Annotated in this window: 24 protein-coding genes; 18 read left to right on the forward strand and 6 right to left on the reverse strand. The window is 59.2% G+C overall.

Annotated features, from left to right (window positions below; all coding sequences use genetic code 11):
* Positions 1 to 46: 46 nt before the first annotated feature.
* Positions 47 to 1,774, reverse strand: a complete 1,728-nt coding sequence (locus ACZ5IU_RS13365) for a [Fe-Fe] hydrogenase large subunit C-terminal domain-containing protein (protein WP_464418131.1) — start codon at positions 1,772 to 1,774, stop codon at positions 47 to 49.
* 160 nt (positions 1,775 to 1,934) lie between these two features.
* Between ACZ5IU_RS13365 and ACZ5IU_RS13370 the strand changes: the two genes are divergently transcribed.
* From ACZ5IU_RS13370 to ACZ5IU_RS13395, 6 genes are all read left to right on the forward strand, one after another.
* On the forward strand, positions 1,935 to 3,551 hold the full coding sequence (locus ACZ5IU_RS13370) for an ATP-binding protein (protein ID WP_464418133.1): 1,617 nt from the start codon (positions 1,935 to 1,937) through the stop codon (positions 3,549 to 3,551).
* Positions 3,548 to 4,273 (forward strand): response regulator, encoded by a 726-nt coding sequence (locus tag ACZ5IU_RS13375; protein ID WP_464418135.1) that lies wholly within the window; start codon positions 3,548 to 3,550, stop codon positions 4,271 to 4,273. The genes ACZ5IU_RS13370 and ACZ5IU_RS13375 overlap by 4 nt, the downstream gene beginning before the upstream one ends.
* Positions 4,274 to 4,486: 213 nt before the next feature.
* Positions 4,487 to 5,461 carry a TRAP transporter substrate-binding protein gene (locus ACZ5IU_RS13380; protein ID WP_464418137.1) on the forward strand — a complete coding sequence of 325 codons (975 nt, stop codon included), beginning with the start codon at positions 4,487 to 4,489 and terminating at the stop codon, positions 5,459 to 5,461.
* Positions 5,462 to 5,542: 81 nt separating this feature from the next.
* Positions 5,543 to 6,019 (forward strand): TRAP transporter small permease, encoded by a 477-nt coding sequence (locus tag ACZ5IU_RS13385; RefSeq protein WP_464418139.1) that lies wholly within the window; start codon positions 5,543 to 5,545, stop codon positions 6,017 to 6,019.
* On the forward strand, positions 6,016 to 7,296 hold the full coding sequence (locus ACZ5IU_RS13390) for a TRAP transporter large permease (protein WP_464418141.1): 1,281 nt from the start codon (positions 6,016 to 6,018) through the stop codon (positions 7,294 to 7,296). Before ACZ5IU_RS13385 ends, ACZ5IU_RS13390 begins: the two co-directional genes overlap by 4 nt.
* A gap of 136 nt (positions 7,297 to 7,432) precedes the next feature.
* Entirely contained in the window at positions 7,433 to 8,260 is an 828-nt protein-coding gene (locus ACZ5IU_RS13395) for a formate/nitrite transporter family protein (RefSeq protein WP_464418143.1), read from the forward strand.
* A gap of 22 nt (positions 8,261 to 8,282) precedes the next feature.
* Here ACZ5IU_RS13395 and ACZ5IU_RS13400 read toward each other — a convergent pair whose 3' ends face one another.
* Both ACZ5IU_RS13400 and ACZ5IU_RS13405 read right to left on the reverse strand, forming a co-directional pair.
* Positions 8,283 to 9,509, reverse strand: coding sequence for a SpoIIE family protein phosphatase (locus tag ACZ5IU_RS13400; RefSeq protein WP_464418145.1), 1,227 nt, complete (start codon positions 9,507 to 9,509; stop codon positions 8,283 to 8,285).
* Positions 9,502 to 9,813: a (2Fe-2S) ferredoxin domain-containing protein gene (locus tag ACZ5IU_RS13405; protein ID WP_464418147.1), complete on the reverse strand. Its 312-nt coding sequence runs from the start codon at positions 9,811 to 9,813 to the stop codon at positions 9,502 to 9,504. The genes ACZ5IU_RS13400 and ACZ5IU_RS13405 overlap by 8 nt, the downstream gene beginning before the upstream one ends.
* Positions 9,814 to 10,012: 199 nt before the next feature.
* Between ACZ5IU_RS13405 and ACZ5IU_RS13410 the strand changes: the two genes are divergently transcribed.
* The 4 genes from ACZ5IU_RS13410 (at position 10,013) to ACZ5IU_RS13425 (ending at position 13,191) form a co-directional block, all read left to right on the forward strand.
* Complete coding sequence (locus tag ACZ5IU_RS13410; RefSeq protein ID WP_464418149.1) at positions 10,013 to 10,231, forward strand: hypothetical protein; 219 nt, start codon at positions 10,013 to 10,015, stop codon at positions 10,229 to 10,231.
* 361 nt (positions 10,232 to 10,592) lie between these two features.
* A complete protein-coding gene (locus ACZ5IU_RS13415) occupies positions 10,593 to 10,901 on the forward strand; it encodes a hypothetical protein (protein WP_464418151.1) in 309 nt (102 codons plus the stop codon).
* Between the two features lie 174 nt (positions 10,902 to 11,075).
* A complete protein-coding gene (locus tag ACZ5IU_RS13420) occupies positions 11,076 to 12,410 on the forward strand; it encodes an SH3 domain-containing protein (protein WP_464418153.1) in 1,335 nt (444 codons plus the stop codon).
* 232 nt (positions 12,411 to 12,642) lie between these two features.
* Positions 12,643 to 13,191 carry a hypothetical protein gene (locus tag ACZ5IU_RS13425; RefSeq protein WP_464418155.1) on the forward strand — a complete coding sequence of 183 codons (549 nt, stop codon included), beginning with the start codon at positions 12,643 to 12,645 and terminating at the stop codon, positions 13,189 to 13,191.
* 56 nt (positions 13,192 to 13,247) lie between these two features.
* Here the strand turns inward: ACZ5IU_RS13425 and ACZ5IU_RS13430 are convergent, their stop codons facing one another.
* Positions 13,248 to 13,601, reverse strand: a complete 354-nt coding sequence (locus tag ACZ5IU_RS13430; RefSeq protein ID WP_464418157.1) for a metallopeptidase family protein — start codon at positions 13,599 to 13,601, stop codon at positions 13,248 to 13,250.
* A gap of 145 nt (positions 13,602 to 13,746) precedes the next feature.
* On the opposite strand from ACZ5IU_RS13430, the gene gap reads away from it, so the two are divergent.
* On the forward strand, positions 13,747 to 14,754 hold the full coding sequence (gap, locus tag ACZ5IU_RS13435; RefSeq protein WP_464418159.1) for a type I glyceraldehyde-3-phosphate dehydrogenase: 1,008 nt from the start codon (positions 13,747 to 13,749) through the stop codon (positions 14,752 to 14,754).
* A 40-nt stretch (positions 14,755 to 14,794) separates the two neighbouring features.
* Here gap and ACZ5IU_RS13440 read toward each other — a convergent pair whose 3' ends face one another.
* A complete protein-coding gene (locus ACZ5IU_RS13440; RefSeq protein ID WP_464418161.1) occupies positions 14,795 to 16,078 on the reverse strand; it encodes a BaiN/RdsA family NAD(P)/FAD-dependent oxidoreductase in 1,284 nt (427 codons plus the stop codon).
* Positions 16,079 to 16,185: 107 nt separating this feature from the next.
* On the opposite strand from ACZ5IU_RS13440, the gene ACZ5IU_RS13445 reads away from it, so the two are divergent.
* The 3 genes from ACZ5IU_RS13445 to ACZ5IU_RS13455 are packed head-to-tail and all read left to right on the forward strand — an operon-like array spanning position 16,186 to position 18,564.
* Positions 16,186 to 16,800 (forward strand): metallophosphoesterase, encoded by a 615-nt coding sequence (locus ACZ5IU_RS13445; protein WP_464418163.1) that lies wholly within the window; start codon positions 16,186 to 16,188, stop codon positions 16,798 to 16,800.
* Positions 16,801 to 16,834: 34 nt separating this feature from the next.
* Complete coding sequence (locus ACZ5IU_RS13450; RefSeq protein WP_464418165.1) at positions 16,835 to 17,854, forward strand: hypothetical protein; 1,020 nt, start codon at positions 16,835 to 16,837, stop codon at positions 17,852 to 17,854.
* Positions 17,851 to 18,564 (forward strand): B3/B4 domain-containing protein, encoded by a 714-nt coding sequence (locus tag ACZ5IU_RS13455; RefSeq protein ID WP_464418167.1) that lies wholly within the window; start codon positions 17,851 to 17,853, stop codon positions 18,562 to 18,564. Before ACZ5IU_RS13450 ends, ACZ5IU_RS13455 begins: the two co-directional genes overlap by 4 nt.
* A gap of 49 nt (positions 18,565 to 18,613) precedes the next feature.
* Here ACZ5IU_RS13455 and ACZ5IU_RS13460 read toward each other — a convergent pair whose 3' ends face one another.
* Positions 18,614 to 18,985 carry a cupin domain-containing protein gene (locus ACZ5IU_RS13460; protein ID WP_464418169.1) on the reverse strand — a complete coding sequence of 124 codons (372 nt, stop codon included), beginning with the start codon at positions 18,983 to 18,985 and terminating at the stop codon, positions 18,614 to 18,616.
* Positions 18,986 to 19,114: 129 nt separating this feature from the next.
* Between ACZ5IU_RS13460 and ACZ5IU_RS13465 the strand changes: the two genes are divergently transcribed.
* The 4 genes from ACZ5IU_RS13465 to hisS all read left to right on the forward strand — a co-directional run bounded on the left by ACZ5IU_RS13465 (position 19,115) and on the right by hisS (position 23,868).
* Positions 19,115 to 20,098 (forward strand): TAXI family TRAP transporter solute-binding subunit, encoded by a 984-nt coding sequence (locus ACZ5IU_RS13465; protein WP_464418171.1) that lies wholly within the window; start codon positions 19,115 to 19,117, stop codon positions 20,096 to 20,098.
* 100 nt (positions 20,099 to 20,198) lie between these two features.
* A complete protein-coding gene (locus tag ACZ5IU_RS13470) occupies positions 20,199 to 22,079 on the forward strand; it encodes a TRAP transporter permease (protein WP_464418173.1) in 1,881 nt (626 codons plus the stop codon).
* A gap of 112 nt (positions 22,080 to 22,191) precedes the next feature.
* Positions 22,192 to 22,452 carry a stage V sporulation protein S gene (locus tag ACZ5IU_RS13475; RefSeq protein WP_464418175.1) on the forward strand — a complete coding sequence of 87 codons (261 nt, stop codon included), beginning with the start codon at positions 22,192 to 22,194 and terminating at the stop codon, positions 22,450 to 22,452.
* A 144-nt stretch (positions 22,453 to 22,596) separates the two neighbouring features.
* A complete protein-coding gene (gene hisS / locus ACZ5IU_RS13480) occupies positions 22,597 to 23,868 on the forward strand; it encodes a histidine--tRNA ligase (protein ID WP_464418177.1) in 1,272 nt (423 codons plus the stop codon).
* Positions 23,869 to 23,882 lie beyond the last annotated feature (14 nt).

Genomic DNA, 23,882 nt, shown 5'->3' on the forward strand with positions numbered 1-23,882 from the left:
AACGCGGGCGGGGTTCTCCTTTCAAAGCGTGGGATCCGGTTTCCCGTCAGGCGGGCGTCCGCGGTGCGCGATCGTTTTCCGTTCCGTAGCCTTCGGCGATGGCCCGCAGAAGAATCTCGGTCTCGGCCATGTTCTCGCCGAGACGACAGGCGATCTCCTGAACGGTGGCGAGATTTTTCCGGATGACTTCTTCGGCCCTGTGGGCGATCTGGTCCCTGCGGAGTTCGCGCCTCGTGACATCGAGAATGACCGCGCCGACAGTCTGATGTGGTTCGATCGAAAAGATCGTGATTTCGAAAAGCTGCTCCCCGAGCGCGAAATGATCGAAATGGATGTCGCGGTCGGTTTCGAGGACACCCCGGAAGATATTCGCGATGGCAGGGGCGAGCTTTTCGATGTCGGCGCCGCGCAACCCGTCGGTCGTCAGGTAGAGCGCCCGGATCTCCTCGCCCATGAGGGCGGCGAACCGTTCGTTGCACTCGACGATCGAGAGGTTCTGGTCGACGATCGCCACGCCGGACGGCATGCATCGCAGGATGGCGTTTGCTTTTTTCTGCGCTTTTTTGCGCATATAGGAGACGCACATCGTAACCTCGGCGCTTCCGCGAAGCAATGCCCTCGCGAACTCCCGACAGGTGTCGTAGCCGCATCCGCCGCAGTTCATCTCGTCTTCCTTCCTGATCTTGCCGACGAGTCGGAGCGCGCCGAGTATCTCTTCCTCGGTGACCGGAACATCGGGAAGAGCCGCCGGCGCGAAGTGTTCTCCCGGATCGATCCGATTCGTCCTTCCGGAGGCTTCCGAAAGATTCCCCGCACGCTTTTTGACGTCCATCCACCGCGCGAACGCCGGACGGGAAGACGCGGACGCGGGACCGTTGATGCACCCTCCGGTGCAGGCGAGGCACTCCGCGAAGACCGGGGCGTCAAACCGTTCGGGACGGACATCCTCGAGAGCCAGACGGATCGTGTCGAGCCCGGAGAGCGTGACGAACCTGACGTCCCGGCAGCGACCCGACGCGCGGATCGTATCGTTCATGCCACCCTCGGCGGGGTAGTGTGTCCCCTCTTCGGCCGAATACGGAAAGAAAGTTCCGTCGCTTTCGGGAAACGTCAGCGGATCGACGGAATCCTCTTCGAGCCACTTCCGGAGGTCTTCGAAGGTTAGAGCCGCGTCGAGAGCCTCGGGGTGCATCTCCGCCTCCCACTTTTTCGCGATACACGGGCCGATGAAGACGATCGCGGCGTCGGTCTCGATGGTGCGTCTCAGAAGATGGCAGTGTGCGACGAGCGGCGACGAGACGGACGTCAGCGACGGGACGAGCCGAGGCTGGTGCGTGACGATATAGCGGACGAAGCTCGGGCACGCCGTCGAGAGATAAAGTCCGGGCTTCGCGGTTTCCAGAATCTGCGAGACGCGCGCGGAAACCTCCTGGGCTCCGAGCGCCGTTTCGCCGACGGCCGTGAAACCGAGGCGACGCAGAGCGGCTACGAGATGGAAGGGAGAGACCTCGGGAAAGACTCCGACCCATGAAGGGGCCACGGAAGCATAGACAGGCCTTCCGGAGGCGACGAGTTCGCGGACGGGCCGGAGATCGTCGCGGATCCTCTTGGCCCCCACGGGGCACACGGTGACGCACCTGCCGCAGAGGACGCAGCTCTCGGGAATCACGCGGGCATGACCGTTGCGGACCTCGATGGCCTTCATGGGGCACGCACGGACGCACTTGTAGCAATCCTGGCAGTCGTTGACGACCGTATGGACCGAAAAAGTCATGGAATCCCCCTCCGTCTTCATCCGGCGATATACGATACGAAACGCGTTCCGGTTCGTCAAGGAACGGCCTGTTCAAACAGGGGACGTTGGCCCGGATGTACGATTCGATATGATATTCTTACACAACAGAATACGCGAAAGCGGGGGAATACGCGGACGAATGTGGACTTCCGTGAGGCGGCTCCTGAAGGAATGTTCTCCGATGCGGATCCGGACCAAAATGGCCCTCGCGGGGATCGCCTTCTGGTGTGCGGGGCTTCTTGCCGCAGGTTTTTTTCTCGGACCGGCCATGACGGGACAGTTCGAAACGCGACTCGGAGAGAACGCGAAAAACGTCGCCCTGTCTGTCTCGGAAATTCCGGACATCCAGCGCGCGGTGGGCGAAAAGGGCGGAGAGCGGATCATCCTGCCGATAGCCGAACGCATCCGGGAAAAGACCGGAGCGGAATACGTCGTCGTGTTCGACATGAACGGCATTCGCTACTCGCACCCCGTTCCGGATCGCATCGGAAAACCGTTCGTCGGAGGCGACGAGGGGCTTGTCCTTCACGGAGAGACGTATGTCTCCAAGGCCGTCGGGACACTCGGTCCGTCGATGCGTGCGTTTACCCCCATCTACCGCGACGGGACGCAGGTCGGCGCCGTCGCGGTCGGGATTCTGCTGAGCGATGTCCGGCGGAGCCTCGGGGTTCTCGAGCACTTCCTCGTGACCGCCCTGATCCTCGGACTTCTCGTGGGGGCCTGCGGCGTCGCGTTCCTCGCATCGAGCATCAAGCGCGTCATGGGTGGTCTGGAACCCTACGAGATCGTCCGCGTGACCAGAGAGCTCGACGGGATCATCGAATCCGTTCCCGAGGGGATCGTCTCGGTTGACTCCGGCGGACGCGTCAGCCTTATGAACGGCGCGGCGAGAGACCTCCTGAGCGTCATGTCGGACCCGATCGGAAGACCGGTCGAGGATGTCATTCCGAACACGAGGCTGCCGGTCGTCCTCGCGACCGGAAAGGCGGAACTCGAACAGGAGCAGCTTCTCCGGGGATCGAGAGTCCTCACGAACCGCGTCCCGATCCTGTCGGACGGGAAGGTCGTCGGAGCGATCGCGAGCTTTCGAGATATGACGGACGTCCTTTCGCTCGCCGAGGAACTGACGGGAGTCAAACGCTACGTGGAGGCTCTCCGGGCTCGGAACCACGAGTTCCTCAACCGGCTCCAGACGATCTCCGGCCTGATCCAGCTCGGTGAAAGCGGCCGCGCCGTCGAATTCATCTCGAGCGTCGTCGAATCGCACCAGTCGCTGCTGTCATTCATCGCGCGGCGTATCAGGAATCCCGCGGTCGGCGGAATTCTCCTCGGGAAAAACAGCAGGTGCCGCGAACTCGGGATCCGGTTCGAGATCGATCCCGACAGTATGCTCGAGTCCCGTTCGGAACCGGGAGACCAGATCCTTGTGACGGTCGTCGGAAATCTCCTCGACAACGCGGTCGAAGCGGTCATCGCGAGGACGGACGGGGCGGAGAGAAAGGTGGAGTTCTCCGTGTTCGACGAATCGCGAAAAATCCTGATATCCGTGAAAGACACGGGAGTCGGAATCCCCGAGGACGTCACGCGGCGGATCTTCGAACCCGGCTTCTCGACGAAAGGGCTCGAACGGGGCTACGGCCTCTTCAACCTCAGGAATTCGGTCGAATCCGTCGGAGGCGACGTGTCTGCCGCATGTGTTCCGGGGGAAGGATGCGAGTTCGTCGTCTGTCTTCCGTACGGGGAGGGAGGAGAATGAAACCCGACGTGAAACCGATCCGGGTGCTGATCGCCGAGGACGACCCGATGGTGACGGACATCCAGAAACAGTTCGTCCACGCCGTTCCGGGATTCCGCGTCGTCGGCGCCGCGCCGAACGGAACGAAGGCGCTCGAGATCCTTGAACGCTCCGTCGTCGATCTCCTCATCCTCGACCTGTATATGCCCGAGAAAGACGGCCTCGCGACGCTCGAACGCCTCCGCGACCTGCGAAGGAGCGTGGACGTCGTGATCGTCTCCGCCGCCCACGAGGTGGCGATGGTCAAGGACGTCCTTCGTTTCGGCGTTTTCGACTATATTCTCAAGCCATTCACCTTCGAGCGATTCAAGGCGGCGCTGACGGCGTACCGGGACCTGAGCCGGAAAATCCTCTCCGGAAGCGGCGAGTGCAGCCAGGAGGATATCGACCGCTTCTTCCTGCTCCGCAACAGAAAGAACATCCTGGCCGGGATGCCGAAGGGCCTCAACGCGGGAACGCTCGCGAGGATCGAGGCCTTCCTCGGTGAGTCGGCCACTTCGCTTTCCTCCGAGGATGTCGCGGCGCAGACGGGAATCTCGCGGGTGACGGCACGGAGGTATCTCGAATATCTCGTGGCGGCGGGCAGGGCGGATGTCCAGCGCCAGTACCGTGAAATAGGGCGCCCCGTTCACGTCTACTCGCTCATCGCGCAGGAAGAGGAGAAAGGACCATCCGCTTTTTGAACACTTTCGGTCTTTTTCCGGAAAGCTGCCGGGCCATGACGGCGACGACTCCGGAATTCCCGCCCCGTTTCCGCTACTGAACGAAACTGTTCTCATTCGGACAGAACGTCCGAATACTTTGCAAAAACAGAAAAAAGATTCAATAATTGAGTCGCCCCGGCGGTCGCGCCGGGAGACGAGACCCTCACTTTCACGAAGGAGCGTGACAGACCCATGAAACGCGGAATGAGATTGCTGTTTCTTGCGGGAGCCCTCGTTCTCGGAATCGCGGTCGCGGCGAACGCTGCGGATTTCGTCTTCAAGCTCGGACACATAGCCGATCCGGAGAACCCCTACGCGAAGGGCGCGGAAAAGTTCGCCCAGCTCGTCAAGGAAAAGACGGGCGGAAAGGTCGAGATCCAGGTCTTCCCGAGCAGCCAGCTCGGCAATCAGCGCGACCTCGTCGAAGGGACGCAGTTCGGGACGATCGACTTCACGATGACGAGCACCGCGGTCCTCGGGAACTTCCTTCCGCAGGTCGCGGTCTTCGATCTTCCGTTCATCTTCCGCGACGTGCAGCACGCGTACAAGGCGCTCGATACGGTCGGAATGGAGATCGCGCAGAAGCTGCAGGGAATGAAGCTTCTCGCCTACTACGAGAATGGCGTTCGTCACATGACCAACAGCAAGCATCCGATCCGGAAGCCCGAAGACATGAAAGGACTCAAGATCAGGGTCATGGAGCAGCCGATCTATATCGAGATGATGAAGGCCCTCGGGGCCAACCCGACGCCGATGGCGTTCGGAGAGCTCTTCACGGCGCTGCAGCAGGGCGTCGTCGACGGGCAGGAGAATCCCGCGGCCCATATCTACACGGCGCGGTTCTTCGAGGTACAGAAGTATATCTCCCTAACGGGACACACCTATTCCGCCGAGCCCATGCTCGTGAGTCTCACGGCATGGAACAAGCTTCCGAAAGACCTCCAGGACAAGGTCCAGGAAGCGGCGAACGAATCGAGGGACTGGCAGCGCGATCTGTGCCGCCAGCTCGAAGAGGGCTACTGGAAGAAGATCCAGGAGAGCGGCAAGAGCGAGATCAACCGTGATGTCGACATGAAGGCCTTCGCGGATGCGACGCGCGGCGTATGGACGAAGTTCGAGCAGAAGGTCGGCAGGGAGAACATCGAGAAGATCGTCGCAACGAAATAAAACAGGAGTGAGGAAAGCGGCGGGGGACGTTTCCGGGAGGAGACGTCCGTCCGCCGTTTCCGTCTCCGGGGAGGTGAGCGCGTGCAGCGTATTCTGGATTTCGTCGACTCCGTTCTCCAAAAGATCGTCATCGGGACGATGGCCTTCATGCTTTTCTTTACGTTCATCCAGGTTGTCGCCCGGTACCTGTTCCAGAGTTCCCTCGTGTTCTCCGAGGAACTCTCGCGGTATCTCTTCGTCTGGACCGTCTTCCTCGGGCTTCCCGTCGTCGCGAAGCGAGGCGGCCACATGGCCGTGACGGCTGTGAGCGGGAAGCTCAGGGGGCATGCCGCACGGATCGTCTCCGTCGCGGCGTACGTCGTCAGTATCGCCTTTATGATCCTGATGATCGTTCAGGGCGTCGGGATGGTCGAGAGGACATCCCAGCAGCTTTCGCCCGCTATGGAGATCCGCATGTCCCTCGTTTACCTCGCGATTCCCATCGGGTGCTTCTTCATGGCCGTCAGGATGATTGCGGATCTCGTCGGGCTCCTTCGCGGGAAGGGAGAATCCGCATGATCCTCTGGACGGTGTTCTTCGGCTTTCTCGGAATCCTGATCCTCGGAGCGCCGATAGGGATCGCGCTCGGCGCGTCTTCCGCGATCGTCCTCTTCGCGATCATGAAAATCCCGCTCATCGTCGTAGCGCAGCGGATGTTCACGTCCGTCGACTCGTTCTCGTTCATCGCCGTGCCGTTTTTCATGCTCGCAGGCGCGTTCATGTCCTATGGCGGCGTGACGAAACGCCTCGTCAACTTCGCCCACGCGCTCGTTGGCGCCCTGGCTGGAGGGCTCGCGCTGGTGGTCTGCGTCACGGGGATGTTCTTCGCGGCGATTTCCGGCTCCTCGGCAGCGACGACGGCGGCCATCGGGACCGCCATGATCGAGGAAATGGAGCGGCGAGGGTACCACAAGTCATTCGCCGCAGCGGTGGTGGCGGCGGGCGGAACGGTCGGCATCGTCATCCCGCCGAGCATCACGATGGTCGTCTACGGCTCGATCGCCTCGGTCTCGATCGGCGATATGTTCCTCGGAGGCTTCCTTCCCGGAATTCTCATGGGCGTCTCGATGTGCTTCGTGAGCTATTTCATAGCGAAGAAGCGCCACTACGAAGGTATCGGCTCCATCTCGTTCGCTAAGATACTGAAGACGTTCCGGGAGTGTTTCTGGGCGCTCCTGATGCCCGTCATCATCATCGGCGGCATCTACGGCGGGGTTTTCACGCCGACGGAAGCCGCGGCCGTCGCGGCCGTATACGGACTTTTCATCGGACTGTTCGTCTACAGGGAACTTCGCGTCACGGACCTGCCGAAGGTCATCCTCGAGGCGGCGGTCAACTCGACGATGATCATGTTCGTCGTCGGCGGAGCGAATCTGTTCGGCTGGATCCTCACGAACGCGCAGGTTCCGCACAGGCTTGGCCAATACTTCGCGGGCCTCACGACGAATCCGCTCGTGTTCCTGATGCTCGTGAACCTGCTGCTTCTGTTCATCGGGACGCTGATCAACGCGTCCGCGGCCGTCGTCATCCTGACACCGATCCTTCTGCCGGTCGCGCTCTCGATGGGAATCGACCCGCTCTTCTTCGGCGTCATGATGGTCGTGAACCTCGCGATAGGATGCATTACGCCGCCGGTCGGTCTCGACCTCTTCGTCGTGTCGGCGATCACGAAGATCCCGATCGAGACGGTCACGAGGGAGGTCACGCCATATCTTCTGGCGCTTCTCGCGGACCTTCTCGTCATCACGTACTTCCAGGATATCATCCTCGTCATTCCGCGGTCGCTCGGGGGATAAACGGAAAGGACGTGAGCGTGGCGACAAATGATGAGGACTTTGGATATAATACTCCGGACCGGTTCCGTCGTCCGGTCCGAAGTGTTTTTGCGGATGGCGTGCCGGAAAGCCTGGTATCAGGGAGGTAATGTGCTTCATGAACTTCAGGACCCCGTTGGAACTGGCAAAGGCAGCATGCGTATCCGCAAAAATCAAGAGTACCCTGACGATCCGTGAGATGATGGTTCTCGGAACGCTCGCCGGAGCGTACATCTCATTCGGCGGATATCTCAACATCGTCGTGACGCAGGACATGGCACAGCATATGGGAGTCGGCTTCACGAAACTCATCGGCGGAGCGGTCTTCTCGATAGGATTGATGATCGTCGTCGTTGCCGGAGCGGAACTGTTCACGGGGAACTGCATGATGCCGCTCGGGACGCTGGCCGGTTGCGCACCGTGGAAAGGTGTTCTCCGGAACTGGTTCTGGGTGTACATCGCGAATCTTCTCGGAACGCTGATCGTCGCGTTTCTGGTCTACGAATCGGGGCTCTGGAGGGGGGCCGTGGGTGTCAACGCGTTGCGGATCGCGGCGACGAAGATGAGCATTCCGTTCTGGGAGGCGTTCGTCCGGGGGATCCTCTGCAACTGGATCGTCGTCCTCGCCGTCTGGATGAGTATGGCCGCTCTCGACGTCACCGGAAAGCTCTTTTCAGCGTTTTTCCTGATAATGACGTTCGTTGCGTGCGGGTTCGAGCACAGCATAGCGAATATGTTCTTTCTCGAGATCGGACTCCTCGTCAGTGGGAACAACGCCGTCACCGAGGCCGCGAAGATCGATCCCGCGCTTATGAACAACGTTACGATCGGGGGATATTTCGGGAACATCATCCCGGTAACGCTCGGGAATATCGTCGGCGGCATGTTTTTCGTCGCGTGCCTCTATTTTCTCGCGTATCGCCCGAATCCCGGAAAGATCGAATAGCGGAAGGGGGCTCCCCGTCCTTTCAGATGTACCGGATTTCAGTTTCCTTGAGGTGACGCGTCTCGAGGAGATGCGCCAGATTCCGGACGATATTCCGCCTGATCTCGAGTTCCACGGGAAGGGATGGATCCTGGTGCGCCTCGTTGATGCGCGTCCCGACGACGAACGTTATCCGGTCGCTCTCCATGAAGAGTTCGACGAGACGCGATGCCGGATCGACCGGTGCTCCATCCTCCAAGCGTTCGATGATCTTGCACGCGCGCGTCAGGGTCAGAATTCCCTCCGTTACGAGATCGACACCGTCCATGGATGATTCGGGTGGATATCCCCTCCGCGCGCTCCGGAGGTCCATGCGGATCGTTCGTTTCAGTTCGCGCGCGACAATATCCGCGGTCGTTCCGCCACAGATGACCTTTTTCCCTTTGAAACCGCCGAGAATCATCGCGTATTCGGCGTCTTTCCCCTTGTCGTAGGGAGGCCCGGAGAGAAGAAGGAGACGTCTCGGACGTCGGAAGAACATGACGGCACAGGTCATGTCGTCGCCGGGCAGACCGTGCGGCTCGTGCAGAAGCGTTTCCTCGATGACCCTGTGGGAAAGCTGCCGGGCGGAAATGTCAGGAGATGAGCGGACGGTGCGGAGGACGAATTCCCGAACCCCGGAGTCTCTCCATCCAAGTGGGTGCGGGCGCGAACCCATTCCTGCCTGCGTGACCCCATCGCTGAGGAGGATGAGGCGATCTTCCGGAATGGTGTAAACTTCGCCCATGCGAATCTTCCGGTCTTTCCAGCGTTCGGAGGAAATCTCCCTTCGAATCTGCGGGACGATATCTCCATTTCTGATCAGAAAGCATTCCGGATTGTCCATCTCGATGATTCGTGTCCATCCGTGGAGCGCGGAGTCGACGATCGTGAATGTGGCATAGCTGATCTGCCGGATCCTGCAGACCGGAAGCGCGTCCATCATGATCTCCGCGGAATGGAGGAACTCCATGTTGCTCTCCGCGAAGCGCGAAGCCATCGTTGCGGTCATGGACGACAGGATGTTCGCCTTGACGCCGCTGCCGAGTCCGTCCGAGAGGACCGATATCACGCGTTTTCCCGACGGGCTCTTTCTCGACAGGAAGGTGTCGCCGCAGATGTACTGCCCGTCCTTGCACCGTTGATCGAAATCGACTTCGAGGAAGATTTCGTTCGCGGTGTCGCGGTCTTCGTCCCGGGAGTCGTTCCCGATGGCGTTTTCGTTATTCATCGGGGTGTCCGACCTGGAGAAGCGTACGACTCAGCAGGGGCACGATGTCTGCTGCTCGGACGTTGCGATACGGGATGCCAGCGATTCTGAGGTTCGGCCCTTCGGTGCACGCCCCCTCGCAACGGCTTCCGCGAATGAGAACGCGATCCTGCAATCCGTGTTCTCCGACGAAGCGTTCGATCTCCACGAGAACGCCGGAATTCCCCCTGGCGAAGCAGGAACTCCCGAGGCAGATGACGATTTCAATGATGTCTTCCATCGACTTTCTCAGCTTCTTTTCCAGTATTGTTTCGATATGGAACATACGATCAGGATCCTCGAAAGATAATCCTACACGAGAAAAGAGCTTCTGAAAACCGCACATTGGAAGACGAAAATGTATTGTGCCGAGTGAACGGAGCAGAAGAAATGTTACCCGGGCGAAATGAAAGTTGCGGATCCGAACGTGTAGAGTACAATATGCGGAATCTGCAGAAAATCGATTGAGTGGGAAGGCGATTTCGATGGCGGATAATATTCTTCTCGGGCTCGTTGTATGGAGCGCTCTCGCCGTTTTCGGATTCCGCGTATTCAAGAAAATCATCAAGACAGGTTTTATGGAGGATAATCGTGGCGAAAAAGTCATAGAAAGAGTACGGATACTTTTGATCATCGTTGCGACGTTTATTCTGGGAATGGGGTTCGTTGCTCTCTTTAACTGCTATTTCAAGTTCGGAAGATAGGATATGTTGCGATTTTTTCTGTTCGTGCGGAAAGAATACGCGTTCACAGCGATATCGGATCCGAACATGGGACTTACAAGGAAAAAATGAGAATTCAGATTGAATTCAATGTTTCATGCTTCGAAACAATATGATCTCAGAAACGTGAACCGGCGAAGATATCGTTTATGTGGTCCATGAAAAGTTCTCTTCGAGACCATACTTTCTATCAGGAATATGCTCCGAATAATCTCTTGAACATCGTTGAATATTGTGATATAGTCCATTCGTATCGGATTGCTTCAGAGTTTCTCTATTGAGATAAGTGTTCGGATCTGTTTTTCTCAAGATGATAATCTGGAGAGGATGGAGGTCATTCGCAATGACGGAAAAGGAGACAATCATGGAGTCTCTCAAATCTTTGGAAGGAAAGACGGGGCGTGGTGCGCTTTCTCGGATTCTGGACGAGGAGATTCTGCAGTACATGGAAAAGCTGAACCGCGAAGGAGTCAGTTATTCCAACATCGCTGTGAAGCTTTCGGAGACGACGACCGTTCCCCTGAAACCGATGCAGGTGATGTTCGCGGTCAAAAAGTACAGAGAACGTCACAATCTTCCTCCGGTTCGCGAGTATACGGGGAAGCCGCGCGGCCGCAAACCGCAGAAAAAGGTCATGAAAACTCCGGAGTAGACCGCTCGGAACGATCTCAATGCGTGGAGGCCGGCGGCATCGGGCCTCCTTTTTTATGCCCGATGCGCGGAGCCGGAAAATATCGACCGTTCCTCCGGTCCTCCCCGAGGAATTTTCAAATGCTTCGTTCAATGCGGAATGGAGAGGTATCTCATGATTTCAGGCAGGAAACGTGTGCTATTCGCACTTCTCGTGATTTTCGCGTGCGGGACTTCCGTCTGTTCCGAAGGTACGGACGCACCGGACGATACGATCGCGGACCTTGTGACCTTTCGGCAGGATCCTTTTTTCTGTATTCGCGGAGACGTCGATGCGCGTCTCATCCCGGAAGATACCCAGCTCGACATGCAACGTCGGTATGACCTCGCGTACTTCTCTCCGTGGAGACAAACGCGTCCGAAGCATGGAATTGAATCCGTGCTCTGGGGGTTCGGGGCGTACGAAAAGAAGAAGATTTTTGGAGAAAACCGGCGGCCAAGAGCGTCCGGATGGTTCGAAAAACAACGCGGGAACTCGAACGAATCGTCGTTCGGCACCGAGGATCGCCGCGCGATCGCAGTGTGCGAAGCGGACCTGAGAGTGTTTCCGACATCGGATCCTTTGTTCTACGATTTCGGCATCCCGGGTGAGGGGTATCCCTTCGATTATGTCCAGAACAGTTCGGTCAAACCTGGGGAACCGCTTTTCGTCTCCCATCGTTCGTCCGACGGTGCATGGGCCTTCGTCGATACTCCGAATGCGTACGGCTGGATCGACATCCGCCGGATCGCTCTCATGACATCGGCCGACGTCGGGATGTTCATGGTTTCCCGAAGAGCGATCGTTCTGACCGATGGCCTTCCCCTCACGGGCGAGGATGGCGCGTACCTCGGGCGGGGAAAGACCGGAACGCAACTGCCGCTTCTCGGGACGGATCTTTTGCGCGGCCGACTGCGCGTCAGGGTTCCGTTGCGTCATCATGACGGAACGCTCCGAATCGGGAGCGCCGGGCTACCGATGTCCGACGCCGTGTGTGCGCCACTGCCGCTGACGCAATGGAACGGAGCCGTTGTCGCAGCGGCTTTCCTTGCCGAGCCATACGGATGGGGTGGTCTGAACGGTCGTCGGGATTGCAGCGCCCTCGTGATGGACTTCTTCATTCCGTTCGGGATATGGATGCCCCGAAACTCGCGGGAACAGGCGGGGAGCGGTCGTCGGATCGATCTGGCGGGGAAGTCCTTCGAGGAAAAGGAACGGACGCTTGCGGAAGAGGGCATTCCGTTTCGGACGCTCGTCGCGATGCCGGGGCACATCATGCTGTATATCGGGGAACAGCACGGACGCCCTCTGGTGCTCCACAACATGTGGGGAGTTCGGACCATCGAACATGGGCGTTCGGGACGGCGCATCGTAGGGAAATCGGTCATCACGACGCTCGCACCCGGAATGGAACTTCCGGAAAGAGACGGACTCCTGAGCGACCGGATCACGGGACTGACGCTCGTCGGAGAGCCCTCGCCGGGCGATTGAGAACATCATTCCGTGCAAACCGGAGGAAGAAGGAAAACGAACGAGAAATCGGGAGAATCTCCGCTGATTTGCGGCATAGGGACGTCTTCTTTTCTTTTCCCGACGGAAATCCGTCGAAATGAGGATGCCGCGTCCGACGGAGGGTGTGGTACAATCACGCGGCATCCGAACTGGGACGAGGCGGAACTTCGTGCGGTAAGGCCGCACAATTACGGCAGCAGGAGGGATTTGCGTGTTCGGAAAAAGCTCCAGGCGTGTTGTACCGGTTGTTCTGGGCGTGCTCTTCTTGTTTTCGGTCGCATCCGCGGTAACGGCGGCGGAGAAGAAGCCCGTGGATTTCGGGAAGGACAAAAACAAGATGCACTGGTATCTTCTCGATTACGGGACAAAGGATAACAAGGGCTTCGCGATCGTACGCAAGTACTATACGAACCCCGACGAGAAGACGAAGACGATCGACCTGATCGTATCCAAGTTTGGAATCGCGAAGGAGAGGGCATCGGAAATTTACTTCACCGAGTACGGCTATACGTACTCGGAGGACGGGAAGAAATTCGGAATGACATACATCACGCATTACGACATGCTCGGCAACGAGATCAAGTCGACGACGTTCGGCGAGGGGACCATCGAACTCGACAAGCTGTCGAAGGATACCGTCCCGTACAAGAGCTACCAGTACGTCGCCGGGAAGGCGGGAGCTGACAGGAAACCGGCGGTCGCCGGGAAAAAACCCGCGCAAAAGAAGGCGCCCGCGAAAAAATCCGCGGTAAAGAAATAGGGAGATGCCTCGAACGACAGACGAGCCAGCCCCTCGGGGCCGGCTCGTCTGTCGTCTCAATAGGCGTCGGGGTCCAGTTCCTCTTCCCTCGAAAGATCGTCGAGCCCGGCGAGTGCTTCCACGTGGTGTCGAAGTTCGTGAAGGACGGTTTCTTCTATTTCCTCCGACCAGACGGAAAGAGAATCGTCCCGGAAGAGTTCCCGGAAGGAGCCGTAATAGAGAACGATCGACCGACCCATGACGGCGTCTTCGATGTACTCTCCGAGGGTAAGCCGGTCGTTGCGCGCATCCCCGGCGCGATTCGGCTGGACCGTGATTCCTCCGTTCAGATTCGTGAAAAGATCCTTCGGAAGACGTTCGACGACGGCGTGCGTTACGTTCCGGAACTCGCTGAGCGTCATGATGGCCATTGAGTCACCCTCCTTCCGTCGGTATTATACGGCTCCGGCGGGGGAAGGTTCACAACGGTCGCCGCTTGTGGTACAACAAGAGCGTCAATATCCGGTTGAAGACCAATCATCCGGGAAAGACGGATATCCCACGGAGGTGTTTTGCATGAAGAAAGTTGCGATCAACGGCCTCGGCCGAATCGGAAGACTGGCTCTCCGCCACTACCTGCTCGAGCGTCCCAGGCATTTCGAGATCGTCGCCGCGAACGACCTGACCCCGGCCGACGAGATGGCTTATCTCATCCGGTACGATTCCGTCCACGGAAGGGCCCCGTTCCCGGTGGCTGCGGGCGACGGCGTCCTCTCTTTTGGAGATGCGTCGGTGAAGCTCTCTGCGGAGAAAGATCCCTCGAAACTTCCCTGGAAGAGTCTCGGCGTCGACTACGTCATCGAATGCACGGGCCGTTTCACGAAGAAGGAGGCCGCCTCGAAACATATCGAGGCCGGCGCGAAACGCGTCATCATCAGCGCCCCGGCCGGCGATGCGGACATCACGATCGTCCTCGGCGTCAACGACGCGGAATACGACCCCGCGAAGCACGTCGTCGTCTCGAACGCCTCGTGCACGACCAACTCGATCGCCCCGGTCATCAAGGTTCTCGACGAGGCCTTCGGCGTCGACTACTTCATGGCGACCACGATACACGCCTACACGGCGACGCAAACGATCGTCGACACCCCCGTCGGGGACAAGCGCCGCGGACGGGCGGCGGCCATCTCGCTGATCCCGAGCACGTCGGGAGCGGCCAAGGCGATGGTTCCGCTCTTCCCGCACCTCAAGGGGAAGATGGACATCATGGCGGTTCGCGCGCCGGTTCCCGATGGGTCGCTGTCGGACCTCTGCATCCGTTTCACCTCGGATGTCAGTGCCGAGACGATCAACGGTGTCCTGAAGGAGGCGTCGCAGGGACGCCTGAAAGGAATCACGGATTTCGCGGAGGACGAGATCGTCTCTGCCGATATCGTCACCGACGCGCATTCGGGAATCGTCGATTCGACCTGCACGAAGGTCATCCTCGACCGGGTCGCAAAGGTCATGGTGTGGTACGACAACGAGTACGGCTATGCGCGGCGCCTTCTCGATCTCGCGGATCTCATGATCGAAAGGGAATAATGTTCCGAATCGGCGGGTCCGGTCGGACCCGCCGATTTTTTTACCCCTCCGACAGAGCCTGCGCCGCCTGTTCTCCGGCGACCCACCCCGTGCTCCAGCAGACCTGGAGGTTGAATCCTCCCGTCGGTCCGTCGATGTCGAGGATCTCCCCCGCGAAGAAGAGGTTCGGAACGAGTTTCGAGCGCATCGTCTTCGGTTCGACCTCTTTGAGCGCGATGCCGCCCGAGGTGACGATCGCCCAGTTGAATCCGAGCAATCCTTCGGGAATAACCGGGAAGTCCTTCATGTGAGAGCAGAGGGAACGCCGTTCTTCCTTCGTGATTTCGGAGGCGGGGGTCGGAGGGTAGATCCGGCAGACCTCGAGGATAACGCCTACCATCGGTTCCGGCAGAACCGCCCGCAGGACGCTCCGGATCTCCTCCCGGCCCCGCTTGAGAAACTCCCTCTGAAAACGGGCGTCGAGCATCTCGTATGTCAGGGCGGGCTTGAAGTCGATCCTGAGGACGAGATCCCCCTCCTGCATGAGTTCATGGATCTCCCGGCTGAGGTCCATCGCGATGGGACCGCTGAGTCCGAAGTGCGTGACGGACAGGTCGCCGAAGCGTTCGTCGCGTTTCTTCCCGTCGATCCATGCCGAAACGGAGACATTCTTCAGGTCGAGTCCCTGGGCTGCGAAGAGCGGCGACTGTCGGATCCGGATCGGCGCGATCGACGGTCTCGGCGTCGTAATCGTATGCCCGATTTTCTGCGCCATCCGGTACCCGTCTCCGGTCGAGCCAGTTCTCGGATAGGATGCTCCCCCGGTTGCGAGGATCACGGCGTCGACGGGTTCTCCGCTGCTTCTGAGGACGATCCTGCGGATTCTCCGCGTTTCCCCGTCGGTGGAGAGATCCCTGACCTCTTCGCCGAAGCGGAACAGAACTCCGGTATCCCGGGCATACCCGACGAGGGCGTCGCGTATGTCGGAGGCGATCCGCGACCCCGGGAAGACGCGCTTTCCGCGCTCGACGACCGAAGGGACGCCTCTTGCGGCGAAGAAACTGCGAATATCCTCCGGGCCGAATGAGCTGATGGCGCTGAAGAGGAAGCGTCCCGACTTTCCGTAGGTCGCGATGAAACGTTGGATGTCCGGCTCGGCGTTCGTGAAGTTGCATCGTCCTTTTCCCGAGATGAGGAGCTTGACTCCCGCCTCGGGATTCTTGTCGAAAAGAAGCACTCTAGCTCCGAGTTCCGCGGCGCGTCCCGCCGCGAGAAGTCCCGCCGGGCCAGCCCCGATCACCGCCAGCGTCCGGCGCGAAGCGTCCCTGAGTTCAGTCGATTCCATGGCAACCATTCCTTCCGTGTGATTCCATCTGCTCGGACACAGTATCATATCATCACTCCCGACACGATGCGCGGCGGTGATAGAATGGGCGCAACGGGGAGGGGATCATGATCTGGAAACGGTTGCTCTCGCGGATAACGGACTCGCTGTATATCCCCGAAGATCTCCTTCCGCTGAGGGGGAGGCTTGTCGTCCACGTTTCGGACACACCCTCGACCTTCTACCGGGATCTGAAGGGATTCATCGCGCGGGTATCTCCCGTCGCGCTGATCCATACGGGTGACGTCGCGGACGATGTCAAGATCGGACTCTGTCCCAGACTGCTGCCGTGGTACGTCGGGAAACTGGCGGTCCTCTCCGCCGCGATTCGTTCGCTTCCGCCGGAACGCGTCTTTTTCGTCGCGGGAAATCACGATCACGTGCCCTCGATGCTCGTCGCGTTCCCTGGATCGAGCGTGTTCGAGCGGGGAACGACCGTGCGCCTTGACGGACTCGAAATCGCTATGAGCCACGAGATAACGGGGTTGCCCGTCCCCCCGGCGCGGTTCAACCTGTTTGGACACGACGCCTCGCGAGGGGATTCGGACGGACCTGAGCGGTTCTTTCTGAACGGAGTCCTCGGAGTGAATTGCATCGACGTCGCAACGGGGGATGCGTATTCCATCCCGTATCCATCTTACGTCGACAGGGACAGGAGCAGGATGCGGAAGTGCGGGTTGTGACAGGAGTCGTGTCGATATTCGGGGAGGTGACGGCATGCTGACGATCGTTCGAGGAGGGCCGCGGATTCTCATGGTCCGCGCGAGAAGCGCCGCGTGGGACGAGTTTCTGAAGGACCGTTTCGGGGCCATTCCGTATTCCGCGCGCGACGCGATCGATGTCGCGATGGAGGGACAGACGATTTTTCTCTGTACTGGGGGGGAAGGAATGGTCCGCCATTTCCGTGCATACGTCTGCCAGGCCCCTGCAGACGAACTCCTCTGTCATGTCATGAACGAGGATCGGGCGCTCGTGCATCGGATCATTCCGATCCCGCGGATTCTCTCGTTCCGGTATTTCGGGGATTATCGCCGGGTCTTCGACCAGATCCGGCTCGACTTCGACGCGACACAGGGCAAACTGCGCCACGTCCTCAGAAAAAGCAGCGATCTCGGCGTGGCGGTCGTTTTCACGAAAAAGTCGCTGAACCGTCCTCTGAGACGATCCGATATCGAGGACGACGTCCTGTATATCCGACAGCCCTTCGAGGCGATCCATGCTACCCTTCGGAGCAGGGGGCTCGACTATTTCAACGAAGGGTTGGAGCGGAAGGACTGGAACGACATCGAGATCCGTATGTACGATATGGATGGGTTTTACGACCTCCACGTCAGGCGGATGCGGATCGCGATGAATGCGCTCGAGATCGGACTGATCCTCGGCGAGGGGTGGGGGAAGGACTACGCGCACATCCTCATGCCGGTCCGCGTGTACCGGATCCGTATCCTGACGTTCCTCACGGCCCCGGAACTGAAGCGGATCATGATGGGCCTCGAATACGATTCCGACGGAGAACGCTTCGTCGACCTCGACGTGTATTTGAACAAAAGGAAGATCGGTTGGGGAGACATCCCGAGGGAACAGGTGGGAAACAGGCGGACCCTTGGAAACATGCTCCGAGAGGATCTGGCGTCGCGGCTCATTCCTGCGGAATGGAACCGGCTGCGTGACGCCGAAAACGAAATAGCCGCGCGGAAAAAGAATCCGAAAGGAACGGAAGTGAGAACCGAGTCATGAAGATATCCGTCCATCCTCGAATATTCCGGTTGTTTCCCGGTTACCATCGCTGCGTCGTTATCGCCGAAGGCGTATCGAATACCGGGGAATCCGACGTCCTGACCGCGATGCTCCGCGATGCGGAGGAAAGTGTCCGTTCGAACCCCACGCTCAGGGAGCACCGGTCGAATCCGTCCATCGCGGCATGGAGAAACGCGTTCACATCGTTCGGTCTCAATCCGAACCCGAACCCTCCGTCCGTCGAGGGGCTCGTCAAGCGCGTCATCGGAGGAAAGACGCTTCCCTTCATCTCGCCGCTCGTGACGATCTTCAACATTCAGAGTCTCCGATACCTCGTGCCCCTCGGCGGAGACGACCTCGACACCGTGACCGGAGACCTCGAGCTCTGCTTCGCCGACGGAACGGAAACGTATCTCCCGCTGGGCGGAGGAGCGGAAGAGCATCCAAGGGACGGGGAGGTCGTGTACAAGGATTCCCGTTCGGGGGACGTCTTCTGCCGCGGGTGGTGCTGGAGAAACGGGGAGCGGAGCAAGATCCGGCCCGAGACCCGGAACGTCGCGATCAATGTCGACGCGCTGCCTCCCGCGACGCCGGAGCTGGCCAGGAAAGCCGCCGGAGAGACGGCGGAACTCGTCCGCGTCCACTGCGGCGGGAACGTCAGGGTGTGCGACCTGTCCGAAGCCTCGCCTGGCGTGACGGTGGGAGAATGACGAAACGGGGCGGCCGGATGACCCCGGCCGCCCCGTTTCGTCTCGGGCGTCATTTCTGGGGCGGCGGAACGTCTCCCCGGGCCGGAACGATGCAGACGAACTCGAACGGCACGTCGCCGACGACGGTGAATGAGTGCGGTACGTTCGCCGGAACGTGGATCCACGATTTCTCGTCCGCGCGGACGATATCGTCGCCGATTCTGGCTTCGACCGTTCCAGAGAAGACAAGGATATAATGGGGCCAGTCGTGCGCGTGCGTCGTGATGACGCTTCCGACCTTTGCAGTGAAGTGGCGCGCCGTATACTCCGGCCAGAAACGATCAGGGCCGAAGACGATGCGTTTATCCACCTGGGGCGTCGATTGCGGCGAAAGCGGCAGATCGGACAGCTTCCCTCCGAGATGCGACATTCCGGATGCCATGAAATCCCTTCCCTTCGGAAACAGATTCTCGTTTCGGGAAATGCGCCGACACGAGTCCAACTGAAAGTGTATAATAATTCAAGCGTAAAAGCACGTCATTCTTGGTAGCCGGAGGAGGATCTGTATACGATGAAACGGATGTGTGCTCTTCTTCTCGCAGTCGCCGTTCTCGCGGCGGGAGTCGGAATCGCTGCTGCAGCCGACAAAGCCGGATGGCCCGATCAGCTCAAGTTCATGGCCGGACCTCCCGGGGGCAATTGGTTCGCGCTCGGCGGCGCCCTCTCGGAGATGTGGACGAAGGCGGTCCTCCAGACGACGAGCAGCTCGGGGGGCGGAGTGTCGAATATCGTCAATTCCGACCTGAAAAAAGGCGACATGGGTTTCTCCGTGACTTCGATGGTCGGGGCCGCGATCAAGGGAGACGATCCCTTCAAGAAAGCGGCCGACAACGCCGTGGTCATGGCGAACCTCTACACGCAGTACACCTACTTCATTATGCGCAAGGATTTCGCCGAAAAGAACGGAATCACGACGCTCGGTGATATTTTCACGAAGAAGCTTCCGCTCCGTTTCGCGACGCTGAAGCCTGGAACGGCGTCGGAATTCGTCGTGAAGGCGCTCTTCAAGAAGGCGTACGGCGCGACGTACGACAATATCAAGGGTTGGGGCGGTTCCGTCGAGTTCTCCTCCTACGAGGACGGCGCGAATCTCCTTGCCGATAATCACCTCGACTGCTTTGCGTTTTCGGTGGGTCGGGTTGCGTCTATCGTCATGAATATCGAGAGCCAGGTTCCCGTGGTGATCCTCCCCGTCGAGGATGCCTCGCTCAAGGCGCTCGCAGATGCCTACGGAACGGTGACGTTCACGATCGAGCCGGGTGTCTACAAGAGCGTGACGAAACCGACGAATACAGTCGGAGACTACACGTGCGTCGTGATCCGGAAGGATCTCCCCGAAACACTCGTCTATGAACTCACGAAGGCCATGTGGGAGAACAAGAAGACGCTCGCCATGGCGGTCAAGGACATGGACGAGCTCGATCCGAAGGTTGCCGTTCCCGCGGGCGTCGCCGTTCATCCTGGCGCCGGAAAATTCTGGAAGGAAGCGAAATAGGGCAGATTATTCTTCCCGTACGGGGGAAGTATCCGGTGCGGGTGGCCGCGAGGCCCCCGCACCGTGTTTTTTCAGCCGCAAACGAAAAGGAGTGATGCCCGTGCGGGCGCTCAAGGGCACGACAAAAACGTTCATGTACTGGTATATCGTCGGAGTGGGACTGTTTCACATCTATACGGCCCTGTTCGGAAACTATGAGGCGTATCTTCAGCGCGTCATCCATCTGACGCTCGTGTTGCCGATGACCTTCGTTCTCTTTCCGTTCAAGAGTTCCGACCCGAAGGACAGCGTCCCTTGGTACGACGGGCTCCTTGCGCTTCTCGCCACGTTGCCGGGGCTCTACGCGATGTATCACTATTCGGAGATCGCGTCGCGGATTGTCCAAGTCGATCCCGTAACGACATCGCAGCTGATTCTCGGGGCGCTGCTGCTCTTCCTGCTGCTCGACGCGACGCGCCGGGTCGTCGGCTGGCCGCTGTCGCTCATCGCCGCGGTCTTCGCAGCATATATGTACTGGGGCCATTACATGCCGGGGCTGCTCAAAGGGCTGTCGTTTTCCCTGCCCGAGGTCATCGAGCACATCTACCTGACCGACGAGGGGATCTTCTCGATGCCGCTCGGCGTTTCCGCGGCGTACGTCATGGTCTTTCTCATCTTCGGCGGATTCCTCGAAAAGAGCGGAGCAGGCGCGTTCTTCATGGATATCGCCCAAGCCTTTACGGGGACGGCGGCCGGTGGCCCCGCGAAGATCGCGGTCGTGAGCTCCTGTCTGTTCGGCTCGATCTCCGGGTCCGCCGTCGCGAACGTCTACGGAACAGGAAGCTTCACGATCCCGCTCATGAAGAAAATCGGCTATCCGCCGTACTTTGCCGGGGCGGTCGAGGCCGTCGCAAGTTCCGGAGGACAGATCATGCCTCCCGTCATGGGGGCTGGAGCGTTCATCATGGCGTCGTTTCTCGGCGTTCCATACAAGGAGATCATGATCGCGGCGATCTTTCCGGCATTCCTCTACTACGGAGCGATTCTCGTCATGGTCCATGTCGGCGCGCTGAAGAACGGCCTTCGTGGTCTGAGCCCGGAAGAACTCCCCGACAAAAAGGCGACCGTCCGCAAGCTGTATCTCCTGCTCCCCGTGATCGGCCTCGTCTACCTCCTTCTTACGGGCTATACGCCGATGTACGCAGCCGTCATCGGAATCCTGCTCGCATGGCTCGTCTCCCTGATCCATCCGGGATACCGGATGGGGCCGAAGGAAATCATCGACGCGATCTACATCGGCGTGAAGAACATCCCCATCGTCTGCGTCGCCTGCGCCTGCGCGGGCATCGTCGTCGGCGCCGTGAGTCTCACTGGGTTCGGATTCAAGTTCGTCGGATTCGTGTTCTCGTTCGCGCGGGACATTCCGTTCCTCGCGCTCTTCCTGATCATGCTCGTCTCACTGATTCTCGGAATGGGACTTCCGACGACCGGAGCGTATATCCTCGCTGCTGCGCTCGGTGTTCCGGTACTCGTCAAGCTCGGGTTTTCCGCCCTCGCGGCGCATATGTTCGTCTTCTACTTCGCGATCATCTCGAACATCACGCCGCCCGTCGCCCTCGCGGCGTATGCGGCGAGTTCGATCGCGGGGTCGGATCCCAACAAGACGGGATTCATGGCGATGCGTCTCGGGTTCCTCGCGTTCATCGTGCCGTTCGCGTTCTGCTACGACAAGGGCATTCTCCTCAATTCCTCGCTCTGGGGGAATCTCGAGGCGATAGCGGGCGGGATCGCCGCCATATTCGCGTTCGCGTATGCGCTGATGGGGTTCATCCATACACCGATCGCGCTATGGCAACGTGCTCTCTTTTTCGCCTTCGGGTTTGCGTGTTTTGCCGCGAATCTCTGGATCACCGGCGTGGGAATCATCGGGACAGCGACATGCTGGCTGCTCTTCAGGAGACGAAAACAAAATAGTCGGACAGGTTTTCAAAAACAAAAGTAACGCACTCTTGCCAAAAACTCGACAATACAGGTATACTCATTCCTGACTTTCCGTGCAGCATCCGGGCTTCGTTGCTTTCGTTGAGCTCTCGATAGACAAAGGAGGTCTTGGCATGGAGGTACTTAAGGTCTCTGCTAAGTCGCAACCGAAATCGGTCGCCGGAGCGATCGCTGCGGTGCTGCGCGAGAAAGGTGCGGTGGAGGTCCAGGCTGTCGGTGCCGGTGCGGTGAACCAGACGGTGAAATCCATCGCCATTGCCAGAGGGTATGTCGCTCCGAACGGAATCGACCTCGTATGCATTCCCGCTTTTGCGAAGATAGCGATCGACGACGAGGAACGAACTGCGATAAAATTCCAGCTCGAATCACGATAGCCCGGAAAACGAACCGGATGCGGCAAAAAAGAGGCGCGACTCCGAAGAGGAGGCGCGCTTTTTTCTTTGTCGGGCGTGGTATATACTTACCTGCATATTGTATTTTCCGTCCTCCGACAAGGACGGTGACAGGAGGTTCACGGTATGGCGGAAATCAAGGCTCCTCGCGGCGTCCGCGACATTCTTCCCGACGAATCATGGAAATGGACATACGTCCTGAATCAGGCGCATGCCGTCGCAGAGGACTTCGGGTATGCGGAAGTCCATCTTCCGATTTTCGAGCATACCGAACTTTTTTCGCGTGGAATCGGAGAAACGACGGATGTAGTAGAAAAAGAGATGTATACGTTTACCGACCGGGGGGAGCGCAGTCTGACGCTGCGTCCCGAAGCGACGGCGTCGATGGTGCGGAGCTACGTCGAGCACGACATGGGAAAGGGAATGCAGCCGGTCAAGCTCTGGTGTGCCGGACCTATGTTCCGGTACGAACGTCCCCAGAAGGGGCGATACCGCCAGTTCTGGCAGATCGATTTCGAGGCGCTCGGATCGTCGAACCCGATGGTCGACGTCGAGATCATCGAACTCTCTCTCGAACTCTTCAGACGACTCGGACTCACGAATCTCGAGGTCATGGTCAATTCGGTCGGATGCCCGAAGTGCCGTCCAGTGTACAAGGAACGCCTTATGGCGTATTTCGCCCCCCATCTGGGGACGCTTTGTGAGTCCTGCGTCTCGCGGTATTCCCGGAATCCGTTGCGGATTCTGGATTGCAAGAGGGAGGAGTGCCGCGCGGTCACGGAGAACGCCCCGGGAATCCACGACAGCCTCTGCGACGATTGCCGGACGCATTTCGAAGCCGTGACATCGGGCCTGACGCGACTCGGAGCCGTGTATCACATCGACAAGCGCCTTGTCCGGGGACTCGATTACTATACGAAGACCGCGTACGAAGTCCTCTCCGGACAACTCGGAGCCCAGAACGCAGTCTGCGGCGGCGGTCGGTATGACAACCTCTCGGAGGCCATAGGAGGTCCGGCGCTTCCGAGCGTCGGTTTCGCGACGGGACTCGACAGGATCATCCTCGTGATGGAGGAGCAGGGATGTTCCTTCGGACGCAGACCGCGCCCTGTAGTGTACGTGATCGCCCAGACCCCGGCGTCGCGGGACGGAGCGCAGCTTCTTGCCACGACGTTGCGTCGTGCGGGAGTCGCCGCCGAGATGGATTACACGGACCGTACGATGAAGTCGCAGTTCAAGGTAGCTTCTTCGATCGCGGCGCGTTTCGCCGCGATCCTCGGGGAATCCGAGATGGAAAATGGGACCGTGTCCCTGAAGAATCTCGAAAGCGGAGAACAGGTCGAGATCCCGCAGGACCTCGTCGCCGGCAAAATTCGCGAACTATGCGCGTCGGATTGAAGGAGAAAAAAAAC

The organism is Lactivibrio alcoholicus (assembly GCF_055390895.1).

Excerpts from the sequence above, each read along its gene's own strand:
- ACZ5IU_RS13465 (WP_464418171.1), top strand. The coding sequence starts at position 19,115 with ATGAAACGGATGTGTGCTCTTCTTCTCGCAGTCGCCGTTCTCGCGGCG.
- gap (WP_464418159.1), top strand. The coding sequence starts at position 13,747 with ATGAAGAAAGTTGCGATCAACGGCCTCGGCCGAATCGGAAGACTGGCT.
- ACZ5IU_RS13455 (WP_464418167.1), top strand. The coding sequence starts at position 17,851 with ATGAAGATATCCGTCCATCCTCGAATATTCCGGTTGTTTCCCGGTTAC.
- ACZ5IU_RS13445 (WP_464418163.1), top strand. The coding sequence starts at position 16,186 with ATGATCTGGAAACGGTTGCTCTCGCGGATAACGGACTCGCTGTATATC.
- ACZ5IU_RS13365 (WP_464418131.1), bottom strand. The coding sequence starts at position 1,774 with ATGACTTTTTCGGTCCATACGGTCGTCAACGACTGCCAGGATTGCTAC.
- ACZ5IU_RS13450 (WP_464418165.1), top strand. The coding sequence starts at position 16,835 with ATGCTGACGATCGTTCGAGGAGGGCCGCGGATTCTCATGGTCCGCGCG.
- ACZ5IU_RS13460 (WP_464418169.1), bottom strand. The coding sequence starts at position 18,985 with ATGGCATCCGGAATGTCGCATCTCGGAGGGAAGCTGTCCGATCTGCCG.
- ACZ5IU_RS13405 (WP_464418147.1), bottom strand. The coding sequence starts at position 9,813 with ATGTTCCATATCGAAACAATACTGGAAAAGAAGCTGAGAAAGTCGATG.
- ACZ5IU_RS13415 (WP_464418151.1), top strand. The coding sequence starts at position 10,593 with ATGACGGAAAAGGAGACAATCATGGAGTCTCTCAAATCTTTGGAAGGA.
- ACZ5IU_RS13390 (WP_464418141.1), top strand. The coding sequence starts at position 6,016 with ATGATCCTCTGGACGGTGTTCTTCGGCTTTCTCGGAATCCTGATCCTC.
- ACZ5IU_RS13380 (WP_464418137.1), top strand. The coding sequence starts at position 4,487 with ATGAAACGCGGAATGAGATTGCTGTTTCTTGCGGGAGCCCTCGTTCTC.
- ACZ5IU_RS13375 (WP_464418135.1), top strand. The coding sequence starts at position 3,548 with ATGAAACCCGACGTGAAACCGATCCGGGTGCTGATCGCCGAGGACGAC.
- ACZ5IU_RS13440 (WP_464418161.1), bottom strand. The coding sequence starts at position 16,078 with ATGGAATCGACTGAACTCAGGGACGCTTCGCGCCGGACGCTGGCGGTG.
- ACZ5IU_RS13370 (WP_464418133.1), top strand. The coding sequence starts at position 1,935 with ATGTGGACTTCCGTGAGGCGGCTCCTGAAGGAATGTTCTCCGATGCGG.
- hisS (WP_464418177.1), top strand. The coding sequence starts at position 22,597 with ATGGCGGAAATCAAGGCTCCTCGCGGCGTCCGCGACATTCTTCCCGAC.
- ACZ5IU_RS13395 (WP_464418143.1), top strand. The coding sequence starts at position 7,433 with ATGAACTTCAGGACCCCGTTGGAACTGGCAAAGGCAGCATGCGTATCC.
- ACZ5IU_RS13430 (WP_464418157.1), bottom strand. The coding sequence starts at position 13,601 with ATGGCCATCATGACGCTCAGCGAGTTCCGGAACGTAACGCACGCCGTC.
- ACZ5IU_RS13475 (WP_464418175.1), top strand. The coding sequence starts at position 22,192 with ATGGAGGTACTTAAGGTCTCTGCTAAGTCGCAACCGAAATCGGTCGCC.
- ACZ5IU_RS13400 (WP_464418145.1), bottom strand. The coding sequence starts at position 9,509 with ATGAATAACGAAAACGCCATCGGGAACGACTCCCGGGACGAAGACCGC.
- ACZ5IU_RS13410 (WP_464418149.1), top strand. The coding sequence starts at position 10,013 with ATGGCGGATAATATTCTTCTCGGGCTCGTTGTATGGAGCGCTCTCGCC.